The sequence below is a fragment of the Desulfosoma caldarium genome (assembly GCF_003751385.1).
In the GTDB taxonomy this organism is placed as follows: Bacteria; Desulfobacterota; Syntrophobacteria; order Syntrophobacterales; family DSM-9756; genus Desulfosoma; species Desulfosoma caldarium.
In genome coordinates this window covers 227,209-252,038 of the sequence record NZ_RJVA01000010.1, presented here as the reverse complement: position 1 = coordinate 252,038, position 24,830 = coordinate 227,209, and the positions used below count along the sequence as shown (strand labels likewise).

The window sequence follows — 24,830 nt, the reverse complement described above, 5'->3', positions numbered from 1 at the left end:
CGAGCATGAAGGCAGAGGAAAAACCCTTTCCGGTTCGTGTGCGGGCGAGACGGGTGGATACCAAATGCGGGCTGTTCGGCCATATGACGGTGGACGAAATACGGGAACGCATCATCGGTGATCAGCTGAACGTCACCTGTCCTGAATGTGGAGAGATTCATCTGACCGTGGAAGAGGCGGAAGCGGCTTCGGCACGCCGCGTGCGGGATTCTGCCCGTTTCAAAAGACTCCTTGAAGAAACAGGGGAAAACGCCCCGAAAGGGTGACGAGAAAAGCCCCAGAGCTTACGGACGCGGTGGTCCCTCAAGGAGGGGACTTGACAGCACCCCAATGAGAGTTAACTTTTTGGCGAAAGCGTAGGTCATGAAAAACTCTCATTAAAGGAGGTACTGGACATGCTCGGATTGGTTCCGCGTTCGCGAAGGGAGTCGCTCCTTGCATGGCCGAGGGCCTTCGACTGGATGGACCGATTCTTTGAGGAAGCCCTTCCGGCCGTGTGGGGCGAGGACAAAGTGCTGATGCCGGCCTTTGACATTTCCGAAACGGAAGATAAGATTGTTGTCAAAGCCGATCTTCCCGGCGTGGATGTGAAGGATCTGGACATCAGCATCACGGATAACGTGTTGACCGTTAAAGGGGAAAAGCGCCAGGAAAAGGAAGAGAAAGGGGAATCTTTCCACCGCGTGGAACGCCGATACGGTTCGTTTGCCCGATCCTTTAGTTTGCCGGCGGAAGTGAAGGCGGAAGGGATCGAGGCGGTCTACAAAGACGGTGTGCTGCGCATCGAGATTCCCAAGGCCGAAGCGTCTCGGCCAAAGAGGATTGAAGTGAAGCACTAAGAACGTGTCATAAACCCTAGGAATCAAGGCCAAAACGGTCGATTCTGTGACCGCGCTTTTCTTGGCCTTCAGGTCCGGATCATGTAGGGGCAGCCCTTGTGGCTGCCCCTATTTTGGTGAGGCACGGGGTCATCGGGTCAGTCGCGGGGGCCTGTGCTCCTACGTAATGCCCGGATATCGATGCGCGTGCGCAAAAGGCCGGCCCGGGTGGGGGCAGCAGGGCAGCCGACATGTTCACCCCGTGCCCATACCGACGGGTTGTCGTTGTTTTAAACTGATGCACCTCATGCGGCAGCGACATGTGCACCCCATGCGGCAACACCATTTGGATCACATGGCGTAACAACATTTGAACCCACAACCGGCCACGACACCGTAGGGGCAGCCCCTGTGGCTGCCCCTACATGGGTCAGACACGGGGTCATCGGGGCCGGCAGGGGGGCCTGCCCTGAGCCGAGGCATCCATGCCGATTGACAGGAAATCCGGCCGTTCGACGGTGCGTTCATTCAGATGCGCCATAGATCGTCGGGTTCCAATGTGGTCGCGAGGGGATTTTCGAGGTTATTCGACCTGCGTTGGGGGTTGTCCGGTTGACATCGTGCTCGCGTGCCACCTTCGCGATGGTTTTGTGGCCCTTGAGAATGTCCAGCACGATCTCCATTTAACCGTCCATCTTTGGCTTTGAACTGGCTTAGCGACTGTTCCCCCATCACACACACCTTTTCCGGACCAAATCGACGGCTTATGGCTGGTCAGTCCGATGCGGGGTCACGATAAACGTCTCTTATTCTGAGCCCTTCAAAGAGCTCAGGACCTAAAGCGGGGTCATAATCTTTTTTTTCACGACGGCCATGGTGATTTTCGGCCCATGGGGGACCCATCGTCCCTTTCCATGGGTCAAGGTTATGAACCCCCGGGCAAACGGGTTGCAGGTTTCCACCTTGACAGGCCCCGAGGTTCGTGGCAGAAAAGCCATGAATGCGGTAACGGTTTTCCAGCATCCCGGAACACGGTGAAAATCCGTGGCGGTCCCGCCGCTGTGATCGGGGATGAAGGAGCGCGAAGGTTCGAGCGGTCGAACCGGTCACTTTCGGGGAACACCCCGAGGGGAAGGCTGCGGTCCTTCAGATGATCCGAGAGCCAGAAGACCTGCTGGAAAACATGAGGCCGGGCAACCGATGGCAAAGGAAGCCCGGAGTTCATCTGCGTATGCGGATGGCTCCGGGCTTTTTATTTGGTCCGCGGCCAAAATGTGATGATTCCAGAAGATCAACTGAGGAGGAAAACCATGAAGAAAGCAAACCGCATCATTGCGTACCGTCGGCGATGCCGAAAGTTGGGCGATTCGACGGGCTTGTCCCATTACATTTTGCTGACCCCTAGTCACAAAGAGAAACAGGACAAGTAAATGGGTCATGAAGTTTTCCTTAAGGGCCGTCCCCGCTACGCCAATAGCGGCTTTGGGCCTTGTTTTGCCGTGCTGGACATCGGTTTGCCGAATCGCGTCGCGGTCGTCGAGCCGAACAGTGCCTATTGGGCCGTTGTGGAGGCGGAATCGCTGCCGGACGCCTTGTCCGGGCCTCTGCTCCAGGACTTTTTGGCGCAAAGGGAAGGCTTTGAAGCCGAGATGCAGCGTCTCCGTTTTGGGTTGACGCCTTCGGCCGTCTATTTCAACCCGACGGAACGGTGCAACTTCAACTGCACGTACTGTTATCTTCCGGAAGACATGCGCCGAAACGGCGCAACCATGACGCCGGAAGAGGTGGCACGAGCCCTGGAGCGTCTGGCAGAGTATTTTGACCGGACACTGGAGCCCGATGCAACACCGCAGCTCATCTTTCACGGCTCGGAGCCCATGTTGGCTCGAGATGCGGTCTTTTCGGCCATCGACCGCTTTCGAGGGAGGTTCCTGTTTGGGATTCAGACCAATGCGACCCTTCTGGATGACGAGGCCATCGATTTTCTCACGTCCCGAGGGGTTGGCATCGGCATCTCTCTGGACGCCCATGAAGCCATCGTGGCGGATAAGGTTCGAAAAAATTGGCTTGGAAAGGGGGCGTTTGCTCAAGTGCGCCGGGTCATGGAGCGGCTGGCATTGTACCCGGCCTTTAACGTGATCACGACGGTCACTCGAGAAAATGTGGCGCTCCTGCCGGAGCTGGTAGATTTTTATCACGACGCCGGCGTTGGCGTGGTGATGTTCAACCCCGTGCGGTGTACCCGCCAAGGAGGCATGGATCTCAAGCCCGATGATGCCGTCCTGGCCGAAGCGTTCTGCGCAGCTTTGGACAGAACGTACGCCTTGTTTGAAAAAACTTCAAGAAAGCTGGTTGTTGCCAATTTTGCCAACGTTCTGGCAGGAGTGGTTGGTCCGACAGGCCGGCGGCTCATGTGTGACATTTCCCCGTGCGGCGGCGGCCGCTGTTTCTTCGCCGTGTCCGCCCAAGGGGATCTGTTTCCATGCAGTGAGTTCATCGGGTTTCCCGAATACCGAGGCGGAAACCTGTTTCGGGACGACATTGCGGGCGTTTTGGAAAGCCATCCCTTTCAGGCTGTGACGCGCCGCAAGGTGGAAAACATCGAGCCTTGTGGACGATGTGCCGTGCGGCATTTTTGCGGAGCGCCTTGCCCTGCGGAGGTGCAGGCGGTCAGTGGCAGGTTGGAGGCGCCGAGTCCTTACTGCCACTTTTACGAGGAACAGGTCCGCTACGCCTTCCGCGTGGTGGCTCAAGGGCGCGAAGCCGCGTACCTGTGGAATGGGTGGGAGTCGGAAACGGAAGAAACCTATCGGTGTGCCTAAAAAAGAACAACGCCGCGGACGGAAACCCTGCGCCTGCGAACGCAAAGACCCTTACGCCGCAGGCGCATGGGTGCTACTGCCAGCTGACCACATCGGCGTTTTCACCTTCTCCACCTTCCTGTCCATCCGCACCCAATGAATAGAGGTCATAGTCTCCATGTTGCCCGGGGGATCGGTACACATAGTCGCGGCCCCAGGGATCCTTGGGAACGTCCTTGGGTAGATAGGGCCCGTCCCATGTGTCGGCGCCTGGATTGACCCTCAAGGCCTGAAGGCCCTCTTCGGTGGTGGGGTACCGGCCCACGTCGAGACGATAAGCATCCAAGGCCGTGCCCAGAAGAGCGATCTGCGCCTTGGCGGCTTTGACCTTGGATGCGCCGACTTTCTGGAACATCTTGGGCGCCACCAGAGCGGCCAAAAGCCCCAAAATGACCATGACGATGAGCAGTTCAATGAGCGTAAAACCTCGAAGGCTTCGTTTCTGCAACCGATCTTTTCCGTCTTGTGGCTTTTTCCACCCTTGGTGCCTTGCCGGCCTCGCCTGCAAAAGTGAGCGACTATTCATAGTTTCCTCATCGGGTGCATGCTTTGAAACCGTTCCGAACACAGCCGTTGGAGCGTAAAAGCTTTGGAGCGGTCTGTCAACTCCCTGAAGCTTTAATTCTCCATGCATATGGGTTAAAAAGGGCAGAAAGATCACCGTCGCGAGTGAGGTGAAACCGTGGGTTGGATCGATATCCTGCAGAAATTACAGAATGAATCGCTGAGCCCTTCCGAATTGCAAGCGGTTCTATTAGAGGTGCTACGCACCATCGAGCCATTGTACGATGTGGCCAGAAGGGCGGAATTCCAACAACTTATGGCAGTCATTGAAAGCCTTGCGAAAGCCCAGGAGCTCACCGAAAGGAAGCTTGCGCAGCTGGCGGAAACCGTCAAGGGGACCGAAGAGTGCCTTAAAGAACTTGCCGTCGCACAGAAACGCACCGAAGAACGCATCGAGGAGCTGGCTCAGGCCCAAAAACGTACGGACGAGCGTCTGAAAGAGCTGGCGGCGGCGCAAAAGCGCACGGAAGAGCGCGTGGAAGAACTGGCCCAGGCGCAGAAGCGCACGGAAGAGCGCCTTGAAGAACTTGCCGTCGCACAGAAACGCACCGAAGAACGCATCGAGGAGCTGGCTCAGGCCCAAAAACGTACGGACGAGCGTCTGAAAGAGCTGGCGGCGGCGCAAAAGCGCACAGAAGAGCGCGTGGAAGAACTGGCCCGGGCGCAGAAACGGACGGAAGAGCGCCTTGAAGAACTTGCCGTCGCGCAGAAACGCACCGAAGAACGCATCAAGGAGCTGGCTCAGGCCCAAAAACGCACGGACGAGCGTCTGGAAGAGCTGGCGGCGGCGCAAAAGCGCACAGAAGAGCGCGTGGAAGAACTGGCCCAGGCGCAGAAACGCACGGAAGAAGCGCTTCTGAAATTGACCCAGCGTGTGGAAAACATTGAGGAACGTCTGGACGGCATCTCCAATTCCGTGGGTTACAGCTTGGAAAATGCCGCTTTCAAGGCTTTGCCGAAACTGCTTCACGATCGCTACGGGATTGTGGTTCAGGGGAAGCTCTTGCGTCGGTATGTGGGCGATCGGCAGGTCAACATTTGGGGTCGAGGTCGTCGCAATGGTCGTGAAGTGGTCATTGTCGGTGAGAGCAAGGTGCGCCCGTCACGCAAAGAGGTGGATAGGTTCCTGAAAATCGCTCGCCGTTTGGCCATTCAAGAAGGTTGGGGCGAGGTTGTTCACGTGTTCGTGGCCCACGATATTCCGCCGCCGGTGGAACATTATCTTGAAGAAAAAGGCATTCTGGCGTTTTGGTCCTATGACTTTTGAAGGTTTTGAGTGCTAGCTGGAGTGGATGCGGTGAGGATGCCGCTGGCCACACCCCAGCTGCGCACCAGGCTCATAAAAGATGCCGGCAACGGCACCTCCCGCTCCAGGACGAGAATGCCCAGCCTTTGAGCCTGCTTGAGCACGTTCATGGAATCCTTGCCTTCCAGGCGATCACATAGGCATTGCATGCGAAGCGCATCCGTAATGGGTACCTTAAGTGGCGAAAGATTCACCGGAATCTCTTCGAGAAGCCTTTGAATGCAGTCAGCGTGGCGCAGGGCAAAAGACAGATGAGGTTCCTCGGCGGGCATGTGCCCGAACAGCTCATTGACCGCAGCGCCCGTGAGGCGCAACGCCTCATCGGGCGGCATCATGGGACGGCTCTGACGAACATATTCTTTAAGATGCTTGAAAATCACCATCTTCATCACATCCACCCCTTCCCTCAGAATGGGCAGGAGTTTGTCAAAGGCTCCGTCCATGGATTCTCCTTGGGCTCGTCTCACCAAGATTCTTTTTCTCGCATGGCTCGAATGGCTTCGGTTTCGCGCAAAAGCCTCCAGAATACAAGAGGATACGAAAAGAGCCGCCCTTCACTGGCCGCCACGCCGGCACGAGCAATCCAGTACAGGTCCGTGAGGGCCACGGCCCAGAGCCAGAGGGTTGCCGCGATGCCGGGAAGCAGCACAGCGCCCAAAGCCCCGTAAGCGGTCATGGTGATTTGAAAGTTTAAGGCTTCCCTTCCGGCCCAGTCGATTTTCGGCGATCTTTTTCGCTTGACGAGCCAGACGCCCAGGGGGCACAGAAGATGCCCCACTGGGAGCCACAGCGTGCTGGTGGGGATCCACCAAATGGCCCCAAGGAAAGCACTGAAGTGGCACAGGGATGCCCAGGTGCCAACGTCATCCTTGTCGTTTGACGGATCTGCGGTCATGTTTGGTCCCTTTGCCCGTGATCGTCTCAGGCTGGGTTTGGGTAACGAGCGTGCCGAAGCCCCAACGAAAGTAACACAGACGAAGCTGCAGGGCAAAAGCTTCCAAAGGGATCGTTGATGAAAGTTGGCCGAAGGAGAAGCGGCGCAGAGGACCAAGGGACGCCCCGGATTCCTTTTCATCTTGCGCATTGACGTGGCATGCCCGGTGGGCTAACGTCGTTTCACGACAATCCCTTCCTCGCTGGGGAGCGTTCCCAATGTTGAAGAGACAGAAGGTTGTTTCCGGCGTTCCGGAATGGGATGATTTCTTGGAGGGCATGGTCATTGGGGGCAATGTGATCTGGTGCGACGCGGCGGGGAGTCTGGCTTCAGTCTTTTGTCTGCGCTTCATGTTTTACGGCCATCCCTGCCCTCGCCTCTAAGAACTCAACACCGGCGGCGCCTACTGGATCATGAAAAAAATGCCCTTTCAGCGCACCTTCAAGCCCGAATCAACCCGATTGCGTGCGTAGGTTGGCATTGAAATGGTGATGAAACGCGCCGCCACCCTGACTGTGCTCAAGGCCGACAGGGAAAGAATCTCCCTTCTTTTGGCGAGCCGGTGTCTTACTGGACGGACGGTCCCCAGGTGGTTGTCTCCCGGGACGTTTGGGGAAGGACCGCGTGAGCATCGGCCGGCGTCTTTCGCATCTGCGCACAAAAGAAGGCTTTCTCAAACGGAATTGTCACGATGGGTAGGGGTGACTCCCAGCATCATGTGCCCGGTGAAAAGCCAGATGATCTATTCCTCCATGCCGGCCCTTTTCAAAATGGCCGAGGGTCTCCACGTTCTCGCCGCTTCGTTTTTCACCGAAGGATCCTCGGTGAACGCTTTTCCCGTAGACGATGAGATGAACCGGAGGCGCCCGTGGTCAAGACCATTGGTCCTCCGTCTTCAAGCACGCGCATTCGGGCTTTGAATTCTTGGGATTTGAGAGGCAAAATCCTGCCGTATCTCATGGAAATGTATCTTGGAAGCTTTGACGCCACACATTTTATTATGGGCAAGGGCCATGAGGTGGGGGGCGCAATCTTAAGGAACGGGGACGTTTCCTCTAGGGAACAAGGCTTTTGCGGGACATCAGGATAACATCATCAAGCTGACCGCGGCCATCCCCTCAGCACGGCGAAACGGGAATCCCACAGCCGCTCCACCGTCGTGGGCCATGGCCACGGAATAAACCGACTGACGGACAAGGGGAAAATTGCCTGCGTTTTTTAACCGATGGCAACGTGGCCTTGTTCCACCGGGGCCGAAAGGGGCTCTGGCCCCGGCGGCTTTTTCGCCTACGTTGAGGTGGTTAGGCCTCTTTCATGAAGGAGGCTGCAGATTTGTTTTGCAGGGCCTTGAAGCCGAAAGCGACGCAGGCTGTCTTGCAGGAACCGCAGCCAATACATTTTTCCGGATTGATGAGAACCGATGCGTCGAGTTCAGTGATGGCGTGCACCGCACACACATGGGCCGCATAGCACGACTTACACAGATGGGCGCAGACATTCTTGGACATGAATGACTCCTTCCTTTTCAGGGCTTTCGAGGGGGCACAGAGGCCCCCGACATCTTTGGGTTCCGGCGGGGCCGCCTTTTCAACCCTTAGCCGAGAATTTTTTCAATCTCTTCGCGGTCGCTGTCCATGATGTAGGGAATGCCGGAAATGTCCGCCGCTTCTCGAGTCAGGGCAACGAGGTCGTTTCGGTCAATGTATTTGAGCGCAAATTTGCGCGCTCCGGCCATAAGCTGTTGCAGACCTTGGCGCAACCGGTCAATGTAGGAGTACATGCCGATGGCGCCCGGAGGAAGTTTTTCAAAGTCGTTTCCAAAGCGCTCCTTGAGTTGGCTGCCCACGGCAAACAGGGACAAATAGCCTTCTTCAAGGCTTCGTCCTTGCTGAGCCATCTTTTTGGCCATGAGCTTGCCATGGGTCTTACCCACCATGGCGGCGGTGAGAATGGCCCGTCCCAGGCAGATGGCCTTGACGTAAGGCGCCCCCAGTGCAAGGGCCTTGAATAGATGATCTTCCAGGCTCAACCCTCCGGCCATGGCGATGGGCGGCACATAGGCCCCTTTGGCTCGGAGTTTCTCACAGATGGCGTAAGTCATGCATTCCAAGTAGACGGTGGGAATGCCCCATTCGTTCATCATCCGCCAGGGGCTCATGCCCGTGCCACCGCCGGCGCCGTCGATGGTCAAAAGATCGATTTTGGCTTGGGAAGAATACTTGATGGCTCGAGCCAAATCCGCCGGTCGGTACGCTCCGGTCTTCAAGGTCACGTATTTGGCACCGATCTTGCGCAGCCTTTCCACTTCCTTGTAAAAGCCGTCTTCGTCCACCATGCCGAGGCGGGAGTGGCGTTCAAATTCCGTGATGCCGCCGGCTTGAAAGGCCTTTTGGACCGCCGGCTTGGTGGGATCGGGCAACACGATGTAGCCGCGTTCTTTGAGTTGCAAAGCCCTTTCTATGGTGGGCAGCTTCACTTCACCACCGATATCTTTGGCGCCCTGACCCCATTTGAGTTCAAAGATTTCCACGCCAAGCTTTTCGATGACGTATTCGGGCACGCCCAACTTGGTGTCTTCCACATTGGCTTGAACAATGATGCCGCCCTTGCCGTTATACCAGCGCTTGAATGCGGACACGCGCCGTTCCATTTCCGGAGATTTGACCACCCGCCCGTTTTTGATTTCCGCTTGTGGGTCCATGCCGCAGATGTTTTCTCCGGCCACCACCATGATCCCCGAAATGGCGGCGCCCACCGCCACGTCTTCCCAATTGATGCGCGCAATCTCCGTAGACCCAACGGCACCGGTGAAGACGGGAAAATCCAGATGAATGGAGCCGTCGGCGCCCACCGCCGTTGTGCAATCCACGGCCGGAAATGTGGCCACATCCGGGTCGGCCGCCACTCCCACGGCACCCACACAGGTTCCTTGAATATTGAAGTGGGAAAAATCCACAGGGTATTCTTTACTGGCGCCCGCCGTGATTTTTCCAAAGGGTTGCGGATAAATCATCTCCCGGCCCTTGAGTGCGGATCGGCCGATTTCACAAGGCCCCTCACAGCCGTCCAGGCACGTGACACAAATACCCGAGATGGGAGCGGGTTCCACGCGTGTGGTCGTCAACGTGGCGGCACTACGGTTCGGCTTGCTGTAAGACATGCTGCAGTCCTCCTCACGAATGGTCTTTTTGTCCAAACAAAAAGGCGCCCACCTTCTTCAACCATGAAGAAGATTGGACGCCGTCGTCCTTGGCTTCGCTCCCTCAAGGCCGCACGCCGTTGTGCGCAGGGAGATCCATTAGACTAAAAAATTACGCAAACGTGTTTAGGAGGTGTGATAGGCTTTGTCAACAGGAAAGTGCTCACAAGGGCGGGGGGACATCGACGCCAAGGCATTGTGTCCGGAACAGGGTCGTGAGAAACATCAGGGAGGCGAAACATGAAGGAACAGATCAACCCGTTTGCCATAGCTCAGAGACAATTGGATAGGGCGGCCGAGACACTCGGCCTGGATGAGGCCACCCACGAGCTTTTGCGCTGGCCCATGAGGGAATATGCCTTCATGATGCCGGTGCGCATGGATGACGGGTCCACCAAAGTGTTTCGAGGCTATCGCGTACAATACAATACGGCCCGCGGCCCGGCCAAGGGAGGGTTGCGCTGGCATCCGGACGAAACGCTGGACACCGTGCGAGCCCTGGCTGCGTGGATGACGTGGAAGACGTCTGTGGTGGATATTCCGCTTGGAGGAGGAAAAGGGGGCATTGTGTGCAATCCCAAGGAACTCTCCGAGGCGGAAAAGGAGCGGTTGGCCCGCGCGTACATGCGAGCTATCGCAGGGATCGTGGCCGTGACCAAGGATGTACCGGCCCCCGATGTCTACACCACGCCCCAAATCATGGCTTGGATGATGGACGAATACGAAACCATTGTGGGTCACCATCATCCTGGGGTCATTACAGGGAAACCTGTGCCGTTGGGAGGATCCCTGGGGCGCCATGACGCCACGGCGCGAGGAGGCATCTATGTGACGCGGGAAGCGGCCAAGGCTTTTGGGATTGCCTTGGAAGGCGGGTCCATGGCCATTCAAGGATTCGGCAATGCAGGGCAATATGCGGCACTGCTGGGTGCGGAAATTCTGGGTCTCAAATTGGTGGCGGCTTCCGATTCCAAAGGAGGTGTCTATAATCCTCAAGGAATCGACCCCTCAGCCCTGATTCACTTCAAGAAAGAAACAGGCAGCGTTGTGGGCTTTCCCGAAGCCGACTCTCTCAGCAACGCCGAACTCCTGGAATTGAACGTCACGGTTTTGTTCCCTTCGGCATTAGAAAATGTGATCACCGAAGACAACGCACCGCGCCTTCGCGCTCGAATGATCTGCGAACTGGCCAATGGGCCCACGACCCCGGAAGCCGACGCCATCTTGTATGAAAAAGGCATTGTGGTGTTGCCGGACTTTCTGGCCAACGCCGGCGGCGTTACGGTGTCTTATTTTGAGCAGGTGCAAAACACCTATAATTTCTATTGGGAAATCCGAGACGTTCATGCGCGCCTCAACGACAAGATGTGCCGTGCCTTTCATGATGTGCACGCCATGGCGGAGCGGCATAAGGTGAATCTGCGAGAGGCGGCCTACTTGGTTAGCGTGGCGCGCGTGGCGGAAGCCTGCAAGCTGCGCGGGTGGGTATGAAAGGAAGGGGGAACAGGGCCTCACCCATGATGGATATCCGTTCCGAGCAGATCATTCAGTGGATGCGCATCGCGCGAGTGCAGCAGCGCATCCTTGCCCATGCTTCCTTGGCCGAGGCCATTCGAGGGCTTCTGATGCGCACCATGGTGGAAAGGGGTCTTGTGACGTCGTCGTGGCTGGAAGGCCTTGTCCACGAAGCCCTGAAGGCTCTCGGCCTTCCCGATGCGCCGGAGCATCGCCGCGAAGTGACCGCCGTTCTCACGGACATTCTGGCGGCTCGAGCCTTCTCCGAAAAGGAAATTCAAGATCACATTCACCTGGCTCAAAAGTTGGAAAAATTCAAGATTCTCGATCGAGTGGTCCACGCGGAGGGGGCCACGTCCAAACAAATCAAAAGAGCACTCAAGGAATTTTGCGCCGTCCCTCAAGGAGATCTGCGTATTCCTCCCAGCGAAGCCGAAGGGGTTCGCGTGGCTTTGATCAACCATTTCATCTCCAACCAGCTGCCTTTTGTGGGGATTGCCAAGAAGTACATTACCCTACGCGACATCGACGAGATGATGGACCGCGCCTACTGGAATCCTCGAAGGTCGGGCAAGGTGGGCGGCAAGGCTGCGGGAATGCTTCTGGCCTATAAGATTCTCATGCCGCGGTTTTTATCGCCCGATCCAGAGCTGGCCAAGTATCTTCGAATCCCGGAGTCCTATTATTTCAATTCCGGAATATTTTCCGATTTTATCGACTACAACAATCTCCATTGGTTTCGAACGCAAAAATACAAGACCCGAGAAGCCATTGAGGAAGAATACAAAGATATTTCGGAATGTTTCGCTCGAGCGACCTATCCTCCGGATATGGTGGCCATGTTCAAAAAGTTTCTGGAAAAAGTTGGCGAATGCCCTCTGATTTTGAGATCGTCGAGCCTCTTGGAGGACAATTTCGGGCATGCTTTTTCGGGCAAGTACGATTCCGTCTTTTTGGCCAATCAAGGTCCGCTGGAAAGGCGACTGGAAGAATTCATTTGGGGATTAAAACGGGTCCACATGAGCACCTATGCACCGGCGCCCATTTTATACCGTCGGGATCATCAGTTGCTGGATTTTGACGAAAAGATGAGCGTGCTTGTGCAGAAAGTGGTGGGCGCTCGTTACGGTCCCTACTTTTTTCCCCTCGCTTCGGGCGTGGCGTTTTCTCGAAACACCTACCGATGGTCGCCCAGAATTCGGGAAGAAGAGGGCATGGTTCGAGTGGTCTTTGGTTTGGGCACTCGGGCTGTGGAGCGGATCGGTCAGGATTACGCTCGACTGGTTGCCTTAAGCCATCCTGATATGCGACCAGAGGTTTCGGCGCGCGATGTCGTCAAGTATTCCCAGCGCTTTGTGGATGCCCTTCATATGGATACCGGGCGTGTGGAAACGGTACCGTTCCGTGAGGTACTGTCGCATGTGCCACCGAAGGCCTCCTTTTGGGTCCTTTCTCAGATGGAAGAGGATCATCTGGCGTCGCCCGGTTTCAGCGGGCACAGTGTTCCCCAGGAGATGGCCGTCATCACGTTTGACAACCTTTTGCGCCGCTCCCCTTTTGCACGACTTCTTCGCAAGATTCTTCAGCGTCTGGAAAAGGCCTACGGGCATCCTGTGGATGTGGAATTTGCCTGGCACGATGATCAACTTTATCTTTTGCAATGCCGAACCCTGGCCGTGCACGAAGAACTGGCCCAGGTGGACATTCCTAAGAACATTCCGGAAGATAGGATTCTCTTTACCAATTCCCATGTCTTGTTCAACGCCGTTGTGTTCGATGTGGAATATGTGGTTTATGTGGATCCCAAAGTTTATGCCCGTCTTGAAGACACCGCGCTCAAGGCTACCGTGGGACGAGTGGTGGGAAAAATCAACCGAGCCTTGGAAGGAAAACGGTTTGCCCTGTTTGGGCCCGGGCGGTGGGGTAGCAAGGAACTGCACTTGGGGGTGCCCGTGGGGTATGAAGACATCAACCATGCGCTGGTGTTGGGCGAGATTGCCTTTGAATGGGAAGGGGTTACGCCGGAAGTGTCCTATGGAACGCATTTTTTCAGTGACTTGGTGGAAGCGCGAATTGTCCCGGTGGCCGTTTTCCCCGATGATCCGAAGGAGCTTTTTCGCGAAGTCTTTTTTTCGGCGCCGTCGTTCAATGCCTTGGCCCACATCTGTCCGGACGAGGTGCAATGGGCCCATGTCATCAAGATTGTCCAGGTGCCCAAGGCCACCGAGGGGCTGTGGTTGCACGTTTATCAGGATGCCCACCATCAAAGGGGTATCGGCTTTCTGGCACCCAAAGGAAGTGCGGGCCGATGATGAGCGAGTGTGAGCCTGCGTTGAATGGGAGTTTTGGCCGTGGGCAGGAATTTCGTGCGGCCGGCACGTCGGTGAGTTTCGGTGCGAAAGGCCGTCACGGCGCCTTTTGTTCTCGACGTCTCTAAGCGTTTTCTTAAGAGGGTAAGGGAAAGGATGCCATGAGACGTGTGGGGATCTACCTATGGTTGTTTTCGTGGGTTTTCAGTTCATGCGGAACCTCCTGGGCCCAGCCGCCGCCCCCTCGCGAAATTGCGGGATACCGCCTGGGGACTCATATCCAAGAATATGGAAATCGCATTGCGGCGAACAGGGACTACGTCGTGCGTTTGCGCCCTTATCTGCGCGAAGCTGCTGTGTCGGTTCCCGAAGGCTTTCAAAGCGGCTACGTGATTTACGGAACCTGCGATGCGCCGGGAACCATAGTGCGAATCAAAGTCAAGTATGAAGAAGACAGCCGGGATTTCTTTGACAAATTACTCGAGGCCGTCAAATCCCGCTATGGCGCGCCGACACAGTATGTGGGGGATCCCTTTCAGGCCTACGTGGCATGGCGATGGAACTTTGACATTTCCAATGACGAAGAGATCACTATGATTCTAAGCCATTACGACGGAGACGATGAAGAGCACACGCAGGGCAATGCGATCAAACTGACCCTAAAGTCCCGTATGATGCGGGAAGCTCAATGCTATCGAGCCCAACAAGAAAAGGAACGACGCCGGGGGCGACTCCCATTCAGAACACGGCGCCCATTGAGATTTCCCAAAGCCCCCGAGGCATGGCAGCGGTTTGTACCGCGTCCTTGATCCCCACCATGGGGGTCAAATCTTGATTTATGCCGCTGGTAGGGAATTCCATGTTCTTGGAAAACGACCAAGAAAGTGCTCAAGAATGCCGATTATCTCATTTCAGTCAGTTAGCGGTTCCAAAAGAGCAATAGATAAAACAGACTTCGCAGGCAAGATGCCTAGCCCGATGACAAGAGCCTTTGGAGTTCCCCCCATGGAAAGCGCTTACCCGGACAATCCGTGTTGGCTCCCGGCACGTCACCGTGGCCCAAAACGTTTTTCGGGGGAATCCCGTAGTAGTGGGCCAGCTGTCGAATGAGGCGGGCGAGAGACTGCATTTGTTTAGGGGTCGGCGGTCGTTCGTTAAAGTTGCCCACCAGAGCCACACCAATGCCCACATCATTCATGCCACCGGCCACACAGTGGGCTCCCTTCTGTTGTTTGATCCAGCGGGGAGACACTTCAATCTGGCCATCTCCTTTTCCCAAAGTGCCATTGTCGATCAGGAAATGGTAACCCAACCCATTCCAAAAGCCGCGGTTCTGGTGGTTGTAATGAATGAGGGTGGCCTTGCCGATATCTGTGGCCGTGTGGTGCACCACGATATACTGCCAGCATCTGTTGGGGTAAAGGGGGATAACATTTTGAAACTTGGTTGCGTTGGGAATGATCAGCTTTTGCCCGATGACAATGGGGGCTCCTGGCTTTAAGTTGTTGGCTTGGTAAATGGATTTCATGGAAACCCCATACATCTTGGACAAGCGCCATATGGTTTCCATGGGGGCGACTTCATGGATGACGGTTCGCGGTTTCTGCTGGTTTGCCAAGGGTTCTTGGATCACCTGGATGCGCTGGGGCACCGGAACTCCTAATGAGGGTGCGGGGTGCGGCGGCGGTGTGCCCCCCGGCGCCGGCACAGCGAAGGGAGCGGGTTTGTGAGATGTGCAGCCCCACAAGGCCAGCGACACGAGTATCAGAAACAGTCCCGTCGTTCGCCATGCACAAGGTCCCGCAAAGGAGCTCATGGGCCCGTCGCTCCTTAATCCAAGTCCAGAACCATTGCCGTTTCGTCACAGTCCGGAAATTTGGTGCAGTGCAAGCAATCCGCCCAAATTTTTTGCGGAAACACCTGCTTATCTGTAATCCGAAAACCGAGTTTTTCAAAGAATCTGATTTCATAGGTCAAAGCAAAGATGCGGGCAAGGCCCAGTTCTCTGGCTTCCTGAAGGCAGGCGTGGACCAGGGAGGTACCAATGCCTTGTCCTTGGCATTGAGGCACAACGGCCAGGGAACGCACTTCTGCCAAGTCTTCCCAGACGATGTGCAAGCTGCAGCAGCCTAGGATCTCGCCCGTTCCCTCGGATTCCCAGACCACGAATTCCCGAATGTGCGTGTAAAGATCGCTCAGAGACCGGGGCAGCAGCTTGCCTTGAGCGGCAAAGCCGTTCAAGATTTTATGCAGATCCTTGGCATCGTGAATGCGTGCCTTTCGTATCATGCCGTCTAGGCCCTTCCTAAATGTCTGCGGCGTCGCCGTGTGAGCATCGCGTCGACGATTTCCGTAAAAGCGTCGAGATCTTCGCGGGTTGTGCACCAACCCGGTGAAACGCGCACAGTTCCCGTGGGGTAGGTGCCCAGGGTTTCGTGAGCCCATGGAGCACAGTGGAGACCAGCCCGAACCGCAATGCCGGCTTCGGCCAGGATCGCTGCAACATCGTGCGGCGCCATTCCTTCCACAGTGAAAGAAACGGCGTTGCCACCGCGAACCGAAGGCCTGTAGACCTGTACTCCCTTGATCCCCTGCAGTCTTTGGGCAACGTCATCGGCCAATCCCAATTCATGCCGTTGCAGGGTCTCAAGACCCATGGCCGACACGCATTCCAAGCCTGCTTGAAGGCCGGCAATGCCGGGTATGTTGGGCGTTCCGCTTTCCATGGCCTCGGGCATCTCCCGAGGCTGAACCCATTGCTCAGAATGACTTCCGGTGCCGCCTTCAATGAGGGGCTCCACCTGCAGGTCGCTTCGAATGTAGAGGACTCCGATGCCGGAAGGCCCCAAGAGTCCCTTGTGGCCGGAACAGGCAAGCATGCCCAGGTCATGGTCCACCACAGAGATGGGAAGAAGCCCCGCCGTTTGAGCGGCATCGAGCACAACGGGAACTCCGGCTTCGCGACACAGGGAAAGGACCTTCGGTGTGGCGACCAGGGCTCCGTTCACGTTGGACGCATGGACAAAGACGGCCAGCGCCGGTGGTGGATCCAAGGCGCGTCGCAAGGCATCCAAATTCAAGGATCCGTCGGCAAAGCACGGGACTCGAATGATTTCCACCGCCCTTTCTTCAGCCAAACGGGCTAAGGGGCGAGCGACGGCGTTGTGTTCCATGGACGATGTGAGAACGCGATGGCCTTTCTTCAGAAAACCCTTGAGGGCCATATTGAGGCTTTCCGTGGCGCTCTTGGTAAAGACGAGGCGCGAAGGTTCGGGAACGGCGAAAAAACGCGCCGCCCTGTCTCGCGCCTCCCGCACCATCGCTTCGGCCCACATCGCTCGTCGGGATTGGCCACGCCCCGGAGAAGCCAACTCCGCCACGGCCCGCGTCACTTCCGCCACGACGCTTTTTGGCTTCGGAAAGCTTGTCGCGGCATGGTCCAAATAAATCTCGGATTGCCTGCCCCCTTGTGGGGTGTCCATGTTCATGCGAGGCGCTGCTTGCCTGTGTATACGGTGAATTTCCCGGCCCTGGCATAGCCGATAAGCGTCATGTTCACGTCCTGCGCCAGTCGAATGGCCAAAGTTGTCGCCGTATTGCGGCTCACAAGGCACGGAAGGCCCACCTTAGCGGCTTTGATGACGATTTCCGAGGTGAGCCTCCCTGTGGTGACGAGCATCTTATCGGTCAGAGGAAGTTCGTTCAAGAGGCTGTGACCCACGAGCATATCGACGGCATTGTGGCGGCCGATGTCATCCCGGAAAACCACAATCCCCTCAGCATCGGCCAAGGCGCAGTTGTGGACGCCGTGGGTTCTTTTGTACGTCTGGCTCAACCCGTGAAGGTCTTCCATGCGTTCCCAAACCGTGCGCGCGGAAAAAATCGGTCCCTGCGCCATGGGCCGGGCCAGCAAGGCGTCCAGAGCATGGTAAAAAACCGTCCCTTTCCCGCATCCGGAACTGATGGTGCGCTTATTCCAGAGATCAAAGGCCAGGTGATCTTTCCCTTGGACTTCGAGAAATATTCGCCCTTGTTCGTGATCGATGCGAAGCTCGTGGAGCTCCTCCAGGTTATCCAGGAAACCTTCAGCGTAAGCGAACCCCACGGCCAATTCGTCCAGGTGGTGTCCGGCACAGAGAAGCGTCACCAATTCCTTGCCGTTGATGTAGAGTGTGACAGGTGTTTCCTCAATTACCCATTGGACTCTTTGCTCGCAAAGGCCGTCGGGCGAATAAATGAACACGGGCACACTGGCCACTTTTTCCACGTCGCTCATTAGGGAACCCAGAGGCTTAGGACTCACGACGGCACCACACTTCGAAGCGTCCACTGCATGTAATCTTCCAGAATGCGGCGATGATCGAAGGCCATGTCCTGGGGGAGTGCTTCCAGTGAAAAAATCCCGAGATCTTGCGCATCGTCCGCCGCTCGAGCGCGACCGATGCCTGTGGCCGAAAAGACCACGGTGACCGTGTGTCGTCTAGGGTCTCGATTCGGCTCCGAATAGGCCCGAAACTGCCTCAAGTCCTCCAGGTCCAGCCCCGTTTCTTCCTTGGCCTCCCGTTGCGCCGCGCGCTCCAAGCTTTCACCCTCGTCAACAAATCCCCCGGGAAGTGCCCAGCCCAAGGGGGGATTTCTTCGGCGTATCAGCACGACACGGCCCGGGGCGTCCTGAGGGTGAATGATCACATCCACCGTCAGCGCCGGTTGGCGGTATTTCAGCACTTCGGCACCGCAGTGAGGGCACGAAACAACGTGGGCTTTCACGTCGCTCGCTCCTTGGACTTTTTCCCAAAAACCACATGTTCGAGCAGCAAAACAATAAGGATGCCAAAGATCAAGCCGTTTCCCAAAAAAATGCGAACCGTTCCTGACATGGACACTATAAAGGACGAAGGGAGAAAGGCCAAGAGCGTGCCGAGCAGGACGGGAATGCCCACGACAAAATAGTCACGGGATGCCAGGGTCCGTCTTGCCCCGATAACCGCCAAACCTGCGCCCACTTGGCCCGCCATGGCCACGCACAGTGCCGACGCCACCACCGCCGACGGCACCAGGGTCAGGACGGCCACCAGCTTGGGAACAAAAGCGGCAACGATCACCAGAGCGCCGCACCAAGCCAGAGGAAACCGGCTGGCCACGCGACTGGCAAGGACCACGCCCGGTCCGGTACTATAGCTAACCGTCCCCACGACGCCAAAGAAGCCGCAGACCACACCGCAAAGGCCGTTGACCACGAGACCTCGGCGCAGTGCCGTGTCCGCCTGAGCAGGGCGCGTCACGGCTTCCATGGACTGCAGGCTTCCGATGCTGTTGACCGCGATGGCCAAGTAGGTCATGAGAAAGGCTACAAAGGCGCCGCCGTGCCATCGAGGCGCAAAGGGAACCCAGGGCTGAGGCAGGGAAAGCCACGACGCAGTTAGCGGAGCGTTCCAGTTCACGCGATCGAAAAAGGAAAAAAGGACGGTGCCCACGACCAGTCCCAAAGCGAGATTGCACGTCTTCCAGACACCCTTGAGGTGCTGTCCCAAGATGGCCATCAAGACCACCAAGGCAAGAGTCACGCTCAGCACAGCCACGGAAGGCTCAGTGTGCCGAGCGTCCAACCCCAGTAGGGAAGGGATCAAGTGAGGCAGAAGAGAAAAGGCGATGAGGATTAAAATGACGCCCACCACGTTGGGCGTAAAGAGGCGCACCACGTATTTCATGACTCCCGTGGTGGCAGCCAGGGCCAGGGATGCCGCCGCGGTCGCCGAAGCCCCTTGAATGACGTCCATACCCAGAGGACTCAGAGACACGAAAGTTAAAAGATGCGCCGTGGCCGGCCCTTCCACGAGCGGATACCGGTGCCCCCAAAGGGTCTGAACCAGCGTGCCGAACCCTGAGCAGACGAGCGTGATCTGAAGAAAGAGGGCTTCCGTGGGGCCGGCAAGATGGAGAGCTTGGGCCGCGATCTTGGCGGTGATCACGTAAGCGGGAAAGATGATCATGGCCCACTGCAGAGCGTACAATAGGGTCAAACCAAGGGGAGGGTGGTCGTCGAGCCCGTAGAGATATTGGTCGGAACCTGAAGATGGCATGGCGACGCCGATTTAGCCCCATTTCCCAAATTGCGAAGCCAGTCTTATGCGGTTTTCAGTGTTGAATATCAAAGAGGCTGCTGATGGAATCCTCGTTGTGAATGCTTTTGATGGCCTGACTGAACAACCGGGCCGCTGACACCACCGTGATCTTATCGCAATGGGCGGCTTGAGGTCGAAGCGGGAGCGTGTCCGTTACCACCAGGCTCTTGAGTTCGCTTTTTTCGATGCGCTCCACCGCAGGGCCCGAAAGCACGGGATGGGTGACACAGGCATGCACTTCACGGGCGCCGCGTTCCAACAAAGCCTTGCTGGCCTCCACCAGGGTTCCCGCCGTGTCGGCCATGTCGTCCAAAATGATGGCGGTCTTGCCGGCCACATCCCCAATGATGTTCATCACTTCGGCCTCATTGACGTCCACACGCCGTTTGTCGATCAAAGCCAACCCAGCAGGAAGCCGCTGCGCATACGCGCGGGCGCGCGGAACGCCTCCGGCATCCGGGCTCACCACCACCAGGTTGTGGTTGAAGTGTTCACGAATATAGGGAAGCAAGATGGGGGAGGCATAAAGATTGTCCACGGGAATATCGAAAAAGCCTTGAATCTGGCCTGCGTGGAGGTCCATGGTGAGAATGCGGTCCGTGCCGACGCTCGTGATGAGGTCCGCCACAAGCCGCGCCGTGATGGGTACGCGGGGCTTGTTTTTTCGATCTTGCCGGGAGTAGCTGTAGTAGGGAATGACTGCGGTAATGCGGCGGGCGGAAGCCCGCTTCAGGGCATCGATCATGACGAGCAGTTCCATGAGGTGATCGTTGACCGGAGGGGCTCCGGACTGCACCACAAAAACGTCCGCCCCACGGACGTTTTCTCCTATCTCCACACGTATTTCCCCGTCGCTAAAGGTGGTCACCAAGGCGCGCCCTAGAGGAATTTCCAAAGCATCGCAGATCTTTTGAGCCAGTTCCAAATTGCTGTTACCCGAAAAGATCTTTAAACCATAGGTCGCCATGGACGGCTCTCCTCCGTGTTACAAAACGTTCTGCCCTTCACGATCTGAGCGGTCCTTTCATAGTCCACGAGACCCAAATTTGCAACAGCCTTTCAGAAATCCTTGAAGTTTTCGTGAATCGCCCGATACGCTTCGTTTTCTGGACAGTAAATGAAACGATGGCAGTGAGGGCAGGTGAGGATGTCTTGGTCCCGAAGGAGTTCGATAAACCGCTGGGGTGGAATGTTGAGGTGGCACATCTGGCACACGCCTTGGCTGACCGGAGCCACGGCCACTCCTTTGTAGCGCTGGCTCAAAGTGTTCCATTTATTGAAGATTAAAGGCACAAGTTTCTCGCGAACCTGCGCCTGAAGTTGTTCTAGGCGCGCGATCTTTTCCTCCACTTGATCGCCTTCCCTTTGCAATGCTGCTTTTTGTTCCTCTAATGCCTTTCGGCGCTTGTCCAGTTCCTGCGCCATGCTTTTCAGTTCCTTGGAAAGGGTTTCACTCTTCTCCATGAGTTCCAGCACGTGATCTTCCCGGGCTCGAATCTCATCTTGAAGGTCTTGAATTTCCTTGAGCAGGGCGTGGTATTCTCGGTTGGTCTTTACTTCGTGCTCTTTCTGGCGACTGCGCCGAATGCGGGCTTCCAGATCGGCGATTTCCTTTTCTTCCGAGCGGCGGAGTTGCACCGCGTGGTCATGTTCTGTCTTTTTCAAAAGATATTCGCTTTCCAAGGCGGCAAATTCCTTGTCAAGTGCGGCAATTTTGAGCGGCGTTTCCTCGCGCTTTCGCAGGAGTTGCGCCTTTTTGTTTTCAAGAATCTGGAGTTCCACCAGGTACTTCAGTTGTTCCTGCAAGGCATGTCCTCCTTTTGTCATCAAAAATCACCGTAAGAAAAGGATCGCTTTCCACGGTGCTTGTCCAGATGTCAATGGCGGCGTCGTGGCGACGAGCCGCTGCCCGAAGGGCTTCCGCCAACGGGGACACCACCAGGGCTTCCGAGGCGAAATGGCCGATGTCGATGACCACGATGTTGTGGTCGAGTGCGGATTGTGCATCGTGATACTTCACATCGCCGGTAATAAAAGCGTCACAGCCGTTTTGCTTAGCGCGACCGAGAAGGCTCATGCCGCTTCCCGTGCACAGAGCCACTTTGTGCACAAGTGTTTCCGGATGGCCGATGAGGCGAACCGTTTGTAAACTCAAAATGTGAGCTAGCTGTTGCGTGAGTTCCAAGGCCGAGCATGTTTTGGGTAAGAGGCCGTAGAGGCCCAAACCAAGGTAGCGTGGGTCGGAATCGGCCGTGGAAAGGTTTTCCAGGGAGCCCTGAATGTGCAGGCTTATGGCTTGAGCGAGAACGTTGTTGGTGCCGCAGGATGCCGCATCCAGATTGGTATGGGCCGAGATAATATGGACGTTGTGGCGAATGGCTTCCGCAACGATTCGTCCAGGCGAACGATCCAGGAAAATGGAAGTGAGCGGTTTGAAAAACAGGGGATGGTGCACCACCAACACTTGGCATTGCCTTTGGGCTGCTTCCTGAACCGTGGAAAGCGACGGGTCCAGAGCCACCAGCACGCCGGAGACTTTCTCTTGAGGATCCCCCACCTGCAACCCGCAATGATCCCAGCTTTCGGCAAACCGAAAGGGGGCAAGATCGTCGATCCATTGCAGAACATCCGCGACGGTGACATGCGTTCTCATGGGCGAGTCCTTTGTGAGCGGGGCATGGATGGGGTGCGTTCGGCATGCTGCGAAAAGCAAAGGGGGTGTTCCTTGCGAGGAACACCCCCTGAGCGTATGGGTACCTTTTGTTCGCAGGATTTGGCTTTTAAGCCTTCAATGGAACGGACTTGTCGGCTCTTAGTGATGGGTTGTTTCATGCCACGGCCACTTTCCCGAAGAATATGGTGGGCCCACCTGGCCTCGAACCAGGGACCGACCGGTTATGAGCCGGTGGCTCTACCAACTGAGCTATGGGCCCGAAAGCAAAAGTGAATACGTATATAAAAGTGAGTTTCTCAATGTGTCAAGGAAAAGGTAGCATAGCTCGTTTTTTCCCACGCCGACAGCGCGCCAAACAACAACGCCCCGAAAGACGAAGCCTTTCGGGGCGTTGAAGGGTCATGCCGAATCAGGAACTAGGCACGGCGAACATTGATGGCCTGAGGTCCCTTGGGGGTTTGGGAAATTTCAAAGACCACGGCGTCACCTTCGGTCAGGGTACGAAAACCGCGGCCTTCGATGCCGGAATAATGGACAAATACATCCCCGGCGCCTTGCGTTTCAATAAAACCGAACCCCTTCTTCTCGTTAAACCACTTCACTTGACCTTGCTGCATAAAACCGAACTCCTTCTGTTCTGTACGGCATGCCGGGTGATGCTTTGGATCGCGAGGCTGCTGAGGAAAAGCCGGACACTCGGTAAAACCAAAGAGCGGACCACAACGTGCGTACAAGAATCTGAAATTTTGAAAGCCCCCTCTGGGCTTTCATCAACGTGAGGGCTTCTATCAGGTTCGCAGACAAAAGCCAAGACTTTTTTGCGCTTTCAAAAAAAACTTTCCCTCTTGAATTAATCGGCCCGTCTCAGGCAAAGTGTTCACAAAAGACGCATCACCATGGCCATTCCCCTAAACTGTGGCCTGCATCATGAGGAGCGCAAGCATGGCAGAACGAAAACGTATGGTTGTGGTGGGAGGCGATGCGGCGGGCATGAGTGCCGCATCGGTGGCGAGGCGGCTCGATGCGAACCTGGACATTGTGGTTTTTGAAAAAGGCCCGCACACCTCGTACTCTGCCTGAGGCATTCCCTACTACGTCGGCAGGCTTGTCGACGACGATCAAAAGCTTGTGGCCCGATCCCCGGAGGAGTTTCGGGCAAAGCAAAACATTCAGGTCCACATCGGCCATGAGGTGATCGGCATTGATTCCAAGGCTCGGCGCATCGAGGTAGTGGATCGGGATTCGGGACGGCTATTCCGGGAACCCTACGATGACCTGCTCATTGCGACGGGGGCTCGGCCCATTATACCCGAGGTGCCCGGCCGAGAGGCTCAAGGGGTTTTTGGAGTGAGCACTCTGGAAAGTGGCCTTCAGGTGCGAAGGGCCGTTGACGTCCTCAAGCCCCGCTGCGCCGTGGTGGTGGGCGGCGGATACATCGGGCTGGAGATGGCCGAAGCCTTTTTGCTCTTGGGCCTCAAGGTGCGCCTGATCGAAAAAGCGCCTCAGGTCATGGGGACGTTGGATCCAGACATGGCCGCGCTCGTAGCGGAGGCCCTTGTGGCCAAGGGGGTGCAACTGCACCTGGAGGAATCTCTGATGGGGTTTGAGACCAAAGGCGGCGCTGTGACCTCCGTGGTCACGGACAAAGGCACCTATCCTGCGAGCATCGTCGTACTGGGGCTGGGCGTGCAGCCCAACACGGAAATGGCAGCACAGGCCGGTGTTCCTCTGGGCATTCGCGGGGCCCTAAAAGTGAATGCGCGTATGGCCTGCGCAGTGGACGGCATATGGGGAGCCGGGGACTGTGCCGAATCCACCCATTTCATCACGAGCCGTCCGTTTTATGTGGCTTTGGGAACAGTGGCAAACCGACACGGACGTGTGGCGGGAACGAATATCGCCGGGGGCCACGCCGTCATGGGTGGCGTGCTCGGGACGGCCGTCACCAAGATCTGTTCCATCGAAATCGGACGCACGGGGCTTCAGGAGCGGGAGTTGCAAGATCTGGGCTGGGACTACGTTACGGAGACCATCGAAAGTCGAACTAAAGCGGGTTATTTTCCGGGAAGCGGCCCCATCCGCGTCAAGCTCCTGGCGGATAGAAAGACGGGCAAGATCCTGGGAGGCCAAATTGTCGGCGAAGCGGGATCGGCAAAACGTATCGACGTGGTGGCGGCCGCCATCATGGGAGGTTTGACGGCCGAGGCCATGAGCGAACTGGACCTGGGGTACGCGCCACCCTTTTCTCCTTTATGGGATCCCGTCATTATTGCCGCGCGCGCTCTTTCCAAGAAAGTCGGATGATCAAAGAGCCACAACCATTTTATCCCGAGCCGAGCATCCTGCCGCACCTCCACGACATGGGAAGGGTCGCCCGTCGAGCCACCTTGATTGGGTGGTCCTTTGTCCAGGAGAGCATCGGGCACCAGGAGGCACCGATAAAGCCTACCCCCGACCAAGCCCCTCATGCCGTTTTCAACGCGCCGCGGCCCGTCTAAGAGACAGCCTAAAGGGATTTATTCTCGGGA

Annotated in this window: 25 protein-coding genes, 1 tRNA gene and 1 riboswitch; of the genes, 9 read left to right on the top strand and 17 right to left on the bottom strand. The window is 56.5% G+C overall.

The features are described from left to right. Positions 1–5: 5 nt before the first annotated feature. Both EDC27_RS04335 and EDC27_RS04330 read left to right on the top strand, forming a co-directional pair. Positions 6–266, top strand: a complete 261-nt coding sequence (locus EDC27_RS04335) for a hypothetical protein (RefSeq protein WP_123289387.1) — start codon at positions 6–8, stop codon at positions 264–266. Positions 267–395: 129 nt separating this feature from the next. After that, positions 396–839 (top strand): Hsp20/alpha crystallin family protein, encoded by a 444-nt coding sequence (locus tag EDC27_RS04330; RefSeq protein WP_123289386.1) that lies wholly within the window; start codon positions 396–398, stop codon positions 837–839. Between the two features lie 503 nt (positions 840–1,342). Here the strand turns inward: EDC27_RS04330 and EDC27_RS15915 are convergent. Beyond that, positions 1,343–1,501: a hypothetical protein gene (locus EDC27_RS15915; protein WP_170161584.1), complete on the bottom strand. Its 159-nt coding sequence runs from the start codon at positions 1,499–1,501 to the stop codon at positions 1,343–1,345. 317 nt (positions 1,502–1,818) lie between these two features. Continuing rightward, positions 1,819–2,011, top strand: a riboswitch (cobalamin riboswitch). 237 nt (positions 2,012–2,248) lie between these two features. Here EDC27_RS15915 and cbpB point away from each other — a divergent pair. After that, on the top strand, positions 2,249–3,640 hold the full coding sequence (gene cbpB / locus EDC27_RS04325; RefSeq protein ID WP_123289385.1) for a peptide-modifying radical SAM enzyme CbpB: 1,392 nt from the start codon (positions 2,249–2,251) through the stop codon (positions 3,638–3,640). A gap of 73 nt (positions 3,641–3,713) precedes the next feature. Here cbpB and gspG read toward each other — a convergent pair whose 3' ends face one another. Beyond that, positions 3,714–4,127: a type II secretion system major pseudopilin GspG gene (gene gspG, locus EDC27_RS04320; RefSeq protein WP_245994254.1), complete on the bottom strand. Its 414-nt coding sequence runs from the start codon at positions 4,125–4,127 to the stop codon at positions 3,714–3,716. Positions 4,128–4,361: 234 nt separating this feature from the next. Between gspG and EDC27_RS04315 the strand changes: the two genes are divergently transcribed. Next, positions 4,362–5,510, top strand: a complete 1,149-nt coding sequence (locus EDC27_RS04315) for a coiled-coil domain-containing protein (protein WP_123289383.1) — start codon at positions 4,362–4,364, stop codon at positions 5,508–5,510. On the opposite strand, the gene EDC27_RS04310 is transcribed toward EDC27_RS04315, so the two are convergent. Further along, positions 5,498–5,992: a hypothetical protein gene (locus tag EDC27_RS04310; RefSeq protein ID WP_123289382.1), complete on the bottom strand. Its 495-nt coding sequence runs from the start codon at positions 5,990–5,992 to the stop codon at positions 5,498–5,500. The two genes, EDC27_RS04315 and EDC27_RS04310, sit on opposite strands and share 13 nt — an antisense overlap. 20 nt (positions 5,993–6,012) lie before the next feature. Then, positions 6,013–6,444, bottom strand: coding sequence for a DUF4870 domain-containing protein (locus EDC27_RS04305; protein ID WP_170161583.1), 432 nt, complete (start codon positions 6,442–6,444; stop codon positions 6,013–6,015). A gap of 257 nt (positions 6,445–6,701) precedes the next feature. On the opposite strand from EDC27_RS04305, the gene EDC27_RS15910 reads away from it, so the two are divergent. Next, positions 6,702–6,866 carry a hypothetical protein gene (locus tag EDC27_RS15910; RefSeq protein ID WP_170161582.1) on the top strand — a complete coding sequence of 55 codons (165 nt, stop codon included), beginning with the start codon at positions 6,702–6,704 and terminating at the stop codon, positions 6,864–6,866. 918 nt (positions 6,867–7,784) lie between these two features. Here the strand turns inward: EDC27_RS15910 and EDC27_RS04295 are convergent. Together EDC27_RS04295 and EDC27_RS04290 are read right to left on the bottom strand one after the other, a co-directional pair. Then, complete coding sequence (locus tag EDC27_RS04295) at positions 7,785–7,991, bottom strand: 4Fe-4S binding protein (protein ID WP_123289379.1); 207 nt, start codon at positions 7,989–7,991, stop codon at positions 7,785–7,787. A gap of 86 nt (positions 7,992–8,077) precedes the next feature. Beyond that, positions 8,078–9,643: an FMN-binding glutamate synthase family protein gene (locus EDC27_RS04290; RefSeq protein ID WP_123289378.1), complete on the bottom strand. Its 1,566-nt coding sequence runs from the start codon at positions 9,641–9,643 to the stop codon at positions 8,078–8,080. A gap of 279 nt (positions 9,644–9,922) precedes the next feature. Between EDC27_RS04290 and EDC27_RS04285 the strand changes: the two genes are divergently transcribed. From EDC27_RS04285 to EDC27_RS04275, 3 genes are all read left to right on the top strand, one after another. Continuing rightward, positions 9,923–11,173 (top strand): Glu/Leu/Phe/Val family dehydrogenase, encoded by a 1,251-nt coding sequence (locus EDC27_RS04285; protein WP_123289377.1) that lies wholly within the window; start codon positions 9,923–9,925, stop codon positions 11,171–11,173. A gap of 26 nt (positions 11,174–11,199) precedes the next feature. Continuing rightward, positions 11,200–13,509 (top strand): PEP/pyruvate-binding domain-containing protein, encoded by a 2,310-nt coding sequence (locus EDC27_RS04280; protein ID WP_170161581.1) that lies wholly within the window; start codon positions 11,200–11,202, stop codon positions 13,507–13,509. A 158-nt stretch (positions 13,510–13,667) separates the two neighbouring features. Beyond that, the gene (locus tag EDC27_RS04275; RefSeq protein ID WP_123289375.1) at positions 13,668–14,315 is read left to right on the top strand and encodes a hypothetical protein; all 648 of its coding nucleotides are present in this window, start codon (positions 13,668–13,670) and stop codon (positions 14,313–14,315) included. A 161-nt stretch (positions 14,316–14,476) separates the two neighbouring features. Here EDC27_RS04275 and EDC27_RS04270 read toward each other — a convergent pair whose 3' ends face one another. The 11 genes from EDC27_RS04270 to EDC27_RS04220 form a co-directional block, all read right to left on the bottom strand. Next, positions 14,477–15,157, bottom strand: coding sequence for an N-acetylmuramoyl-L-alanine amidase (locus EDC27_RS04270; protein WP_170161580.1), 681 nt, complete (start codon positions 15,155–15,157; stop codon positions 14,477–14,479). A 179-nt stretch (positions 15,158–15,336) separates the two neighbouring features. Continuing rightward, positions 15,337–15,795 (bottom strand): N-acetyltransferase, encoded by a 459-nt coding sequence (locus EDC27_RS04265; protein ID WP_123289373.1) that lies wholly within the window; start codon positions 15,793–15,795, stop codon positions 15,337–15,339. Between the two features lie 5 nt (positions 15,796–15,800). Further along, positions 15,801–16,988, bottom strand: a complete 1,188-nt coding sequence (locus EDC27_RS04260) for an aminotransferase class V-fold PLP-dependent enzyme (RefSeq protein WP_281273118.1) — start codon at positions 16,986–16,988, stop codon at positions 15,801–15,803. Positions 16,989–16,990: 2 nt separating this feature from the next. Continuing rightward, entirely contained in the window at positions 16,991–17,809 is an 819-nt protein-coding gene (gene fdhD / locus EDC27_RS04255) for a formate dehydrogenase accessory sulfurtransferase FdhD (RefSeq protein ID WP_148045682.1), read from the bottom strand. Then, a complete protein-coding gene (locus tag EDC27_RS04250; RefSeq protein ID WP_123289673.1) occupies positions 17,806–18,228 on the bottom strand; it encodes an NUDIX domain-containing protein in 423 nt (140 codons plus the stop codon). The genes fdhD and EDC27_RS04250 overlap by 4 nt, the downstream gene beginning before the upstream one ends. A gap of 41 nt (positions 18,229–18,269) precedes the next feature. Then, positions 18,270–19,586, bottom strand: coding sequence for a uracil-xanthine permease family protein (locus tag EDC27_RS04245; protein ID WP_123289370.1), 1,317 nt, complete (start codon positions 19,584–19,586; stop codon positions 18,270–18,272). A gap of 55 nt (positions 19,587–19,641) precedes the next feature. After that, the gene (locus EDC27_RS04240; RefSeq protein ID WP_123289369.1) at positions 19,642–20,595 is read right to left on the bottom strand and encodes a ribose-phosphate diphosphokinase; all 954 of its coding nucleotides are present in this window, start codon (positions 20,593–20,595) and stop codon (positions 19,642–19,644) included. 92 nt (positions 20,596–20,687) lie between these two features. Next, the gene (locus EDC27_RS04235; RefSeq protein ID WP_170161579.1) at positions 20,688–21,434 is read right to left on the bottom strand and encodes a zinc ribbon domain-containing protein; all 747 of its coding nucleotides are present in this window, start codon (positions 21,432–21,434) and stop codon (positions 20,688–20,690) included. After that, positions 21,391–22,281 (bottom strand): Nif3-like dinuclear metal center hexameric protein, encoded by an 891-nt coding sequence (locus tag EDC27_RS04230; protein ID WP_123289367.1) that lies wholly within the window; start codon positions 22,279–22,281, stop codon positions 21,391–21,393. The genes EDC27_RS04235 and EDC27_RS04230 overlap by 44 nt, the downstream gene beginning before the upstream one ends. Positions 22,282–22,485: 204 nt before the next feature. After that, positions 22,486–22,561: transfer RNA gene (locus EDC27_RS04225), tRNA-Ile, on the bottom strand. A 157-nt stretch (positions 22,562–22,718) separates the two neighbouring features. Beyond that, on the bottom strand, positions 22,719–22,919 hold the full coding sequence (locus EDC27_RS04220; protein ID WP_123289366.1) for a cold-shock protein: 201 nt from the start codon (positions 22,917–22,919) through the stop codon (positions 22,719–22,721). Between the two features lie 325 nt (positions 22,920–23,244). Between EDC27_RS04220 and EDC27_RS04215 the strand changes: the two genes are divergently transcribed. Continuing rightward, positions 23,245–24,606: an FAD-dependent oxidoreductase gene (locus tag EDC27_RS04215; protein WP_123289365.1), complete on the top strand. Its 1,362-nt coding sequence runs from the start codon at positions 23,245–23,247 to the stop codon at positions 24,604–24,606. Positions 24,607–24,830 lie beyond the last annotated feature (224 nt).

Bases quoted from the DNA above. Each gene is read 5' to 3' on its own strand.
- EDC27_RS04335 (WP_123289387.1), top strand. From the start codon at position 6: ATGAAGGCAGAGGAAAAACCCTTTCCGGTTCGTGTGCGGGCGAGACGG.
- EDC27_RS04330 (WP_123289386.1), top strand. From the start codon at position 396: ATGCTCGGATTGGTTCCGCGTTCGCGAAGGGAGTCGCTCCTTGCATGG.
- EDC27_RS15915 (WP_170161584.1), bottom strand. From the start codon at position 1,501: ATGGAGATCGTGCTGGACATTCTCAAGGGCCACAAAACCATCGCGAAG.
- cbpB (WP_123289385.1), top strand. From the start codon at position 2,249: ATGGGTCATGAAGTTTTCCTTAAGGGCCGTCCCCGCTACGCCAATAGC.
- EDC27_RS04310 (WP_123289382.1), bottom strand. From the start codon at position 5,992: ATGGACGGAGCCTTTGACAAACTCCTGCCCATTCTGAGGGAAGGGGTG.
- EDC27_RS04305 (WP_170161583.1), bottom strand. From the start codon at position 6,444: ATGACCGCAGATCCGTCAAACGACAAGGATGACGTTGGCACCTGGGCA.
- EDC27_RS15910 (WP_170161582.1), top strand. From the start codon at position 6,702: ATGTTGAAGAGACAGAAGGTTGTTTCCGGCGTTCCGGAATGGGATGAT.
- EDC27_RS04295 (WP_123289379.1), bottom strand. From the start codon at position 7,991: ATGTCCAAGAATGTCTGCGCCCATCTGTGTAAGTCGTGCTATGCGGCC.
- EDC27_RS04290 (WP_123289378.1), bottom strand. From the start codon at position 9,643: ATGTCTTACAGCAAGCCGAACCGTAGTGCCGCCACGTTGACGACCACA.
- EDC27_RS04285 (WP_123289377.1), top strand. From the start codon at position 9,923: ATGAAGGAACAGATCAACCCGTTTGCCATAGCTCAGAGACAATTGGAT.
- EDC27_RS04280 (WP_170161581.1), top strand. From the start codon at position 11,200: ATGATGGATATCCGTTCCGAGCAGATCATTCAGTGGATGCGCATCGCG.
- EDC27_RS04275 (WP_123289375.1), top strand. From the start codon at position 13,668: ATGAGACGTGTGGGGATCTACCTATGGTTGTTTTCGTGGGTTTTCAGT.
- EDC27_RS04265 (WP_123289373.1), bottom strand. From the start codon at position 15,795: ATGATACGAAAGGCACGCATTCACGATGCCAAGGATCTGCATAAAATC.
- EDC27_RS04260 (WP_281273118.1), bottom strand. From the start codon at position 16,988: ATGGACACCCCACAAGGGGGCAGGCAATCCGAGATTTATTTGGACCAT.
- EDC27_RS04245 (WP_123289370.1), bottom strand. From the start codon at position 19,586: ATGCCATCTTCAGGTTCCGACCAATATCTCTACGGGCTCGACGACCAC.
- EDC27_RS04240 (WP_123289369.1), bottom strand. From the start codon at position 20,595: ATGGCGACCTATGGTTTAAAGATCTTTTCGGGTAACAGCAATTTGGAA.
- EDC27_RS04230 (WP_123289367.1), bottom strand. From the start codon at position 22,281: ATGAGAACGCATGTCACCGTCGCGGATGTTCTGCAATGGATCGACGAT.
- EDC27_RS04220 (WP_123289366.1), bottom strand. From the start codon at position 22,919: ATGCAGCAAGGTCAAGTGAAGTGGTTTAACGAGAAGAAGGGGTTCGGT.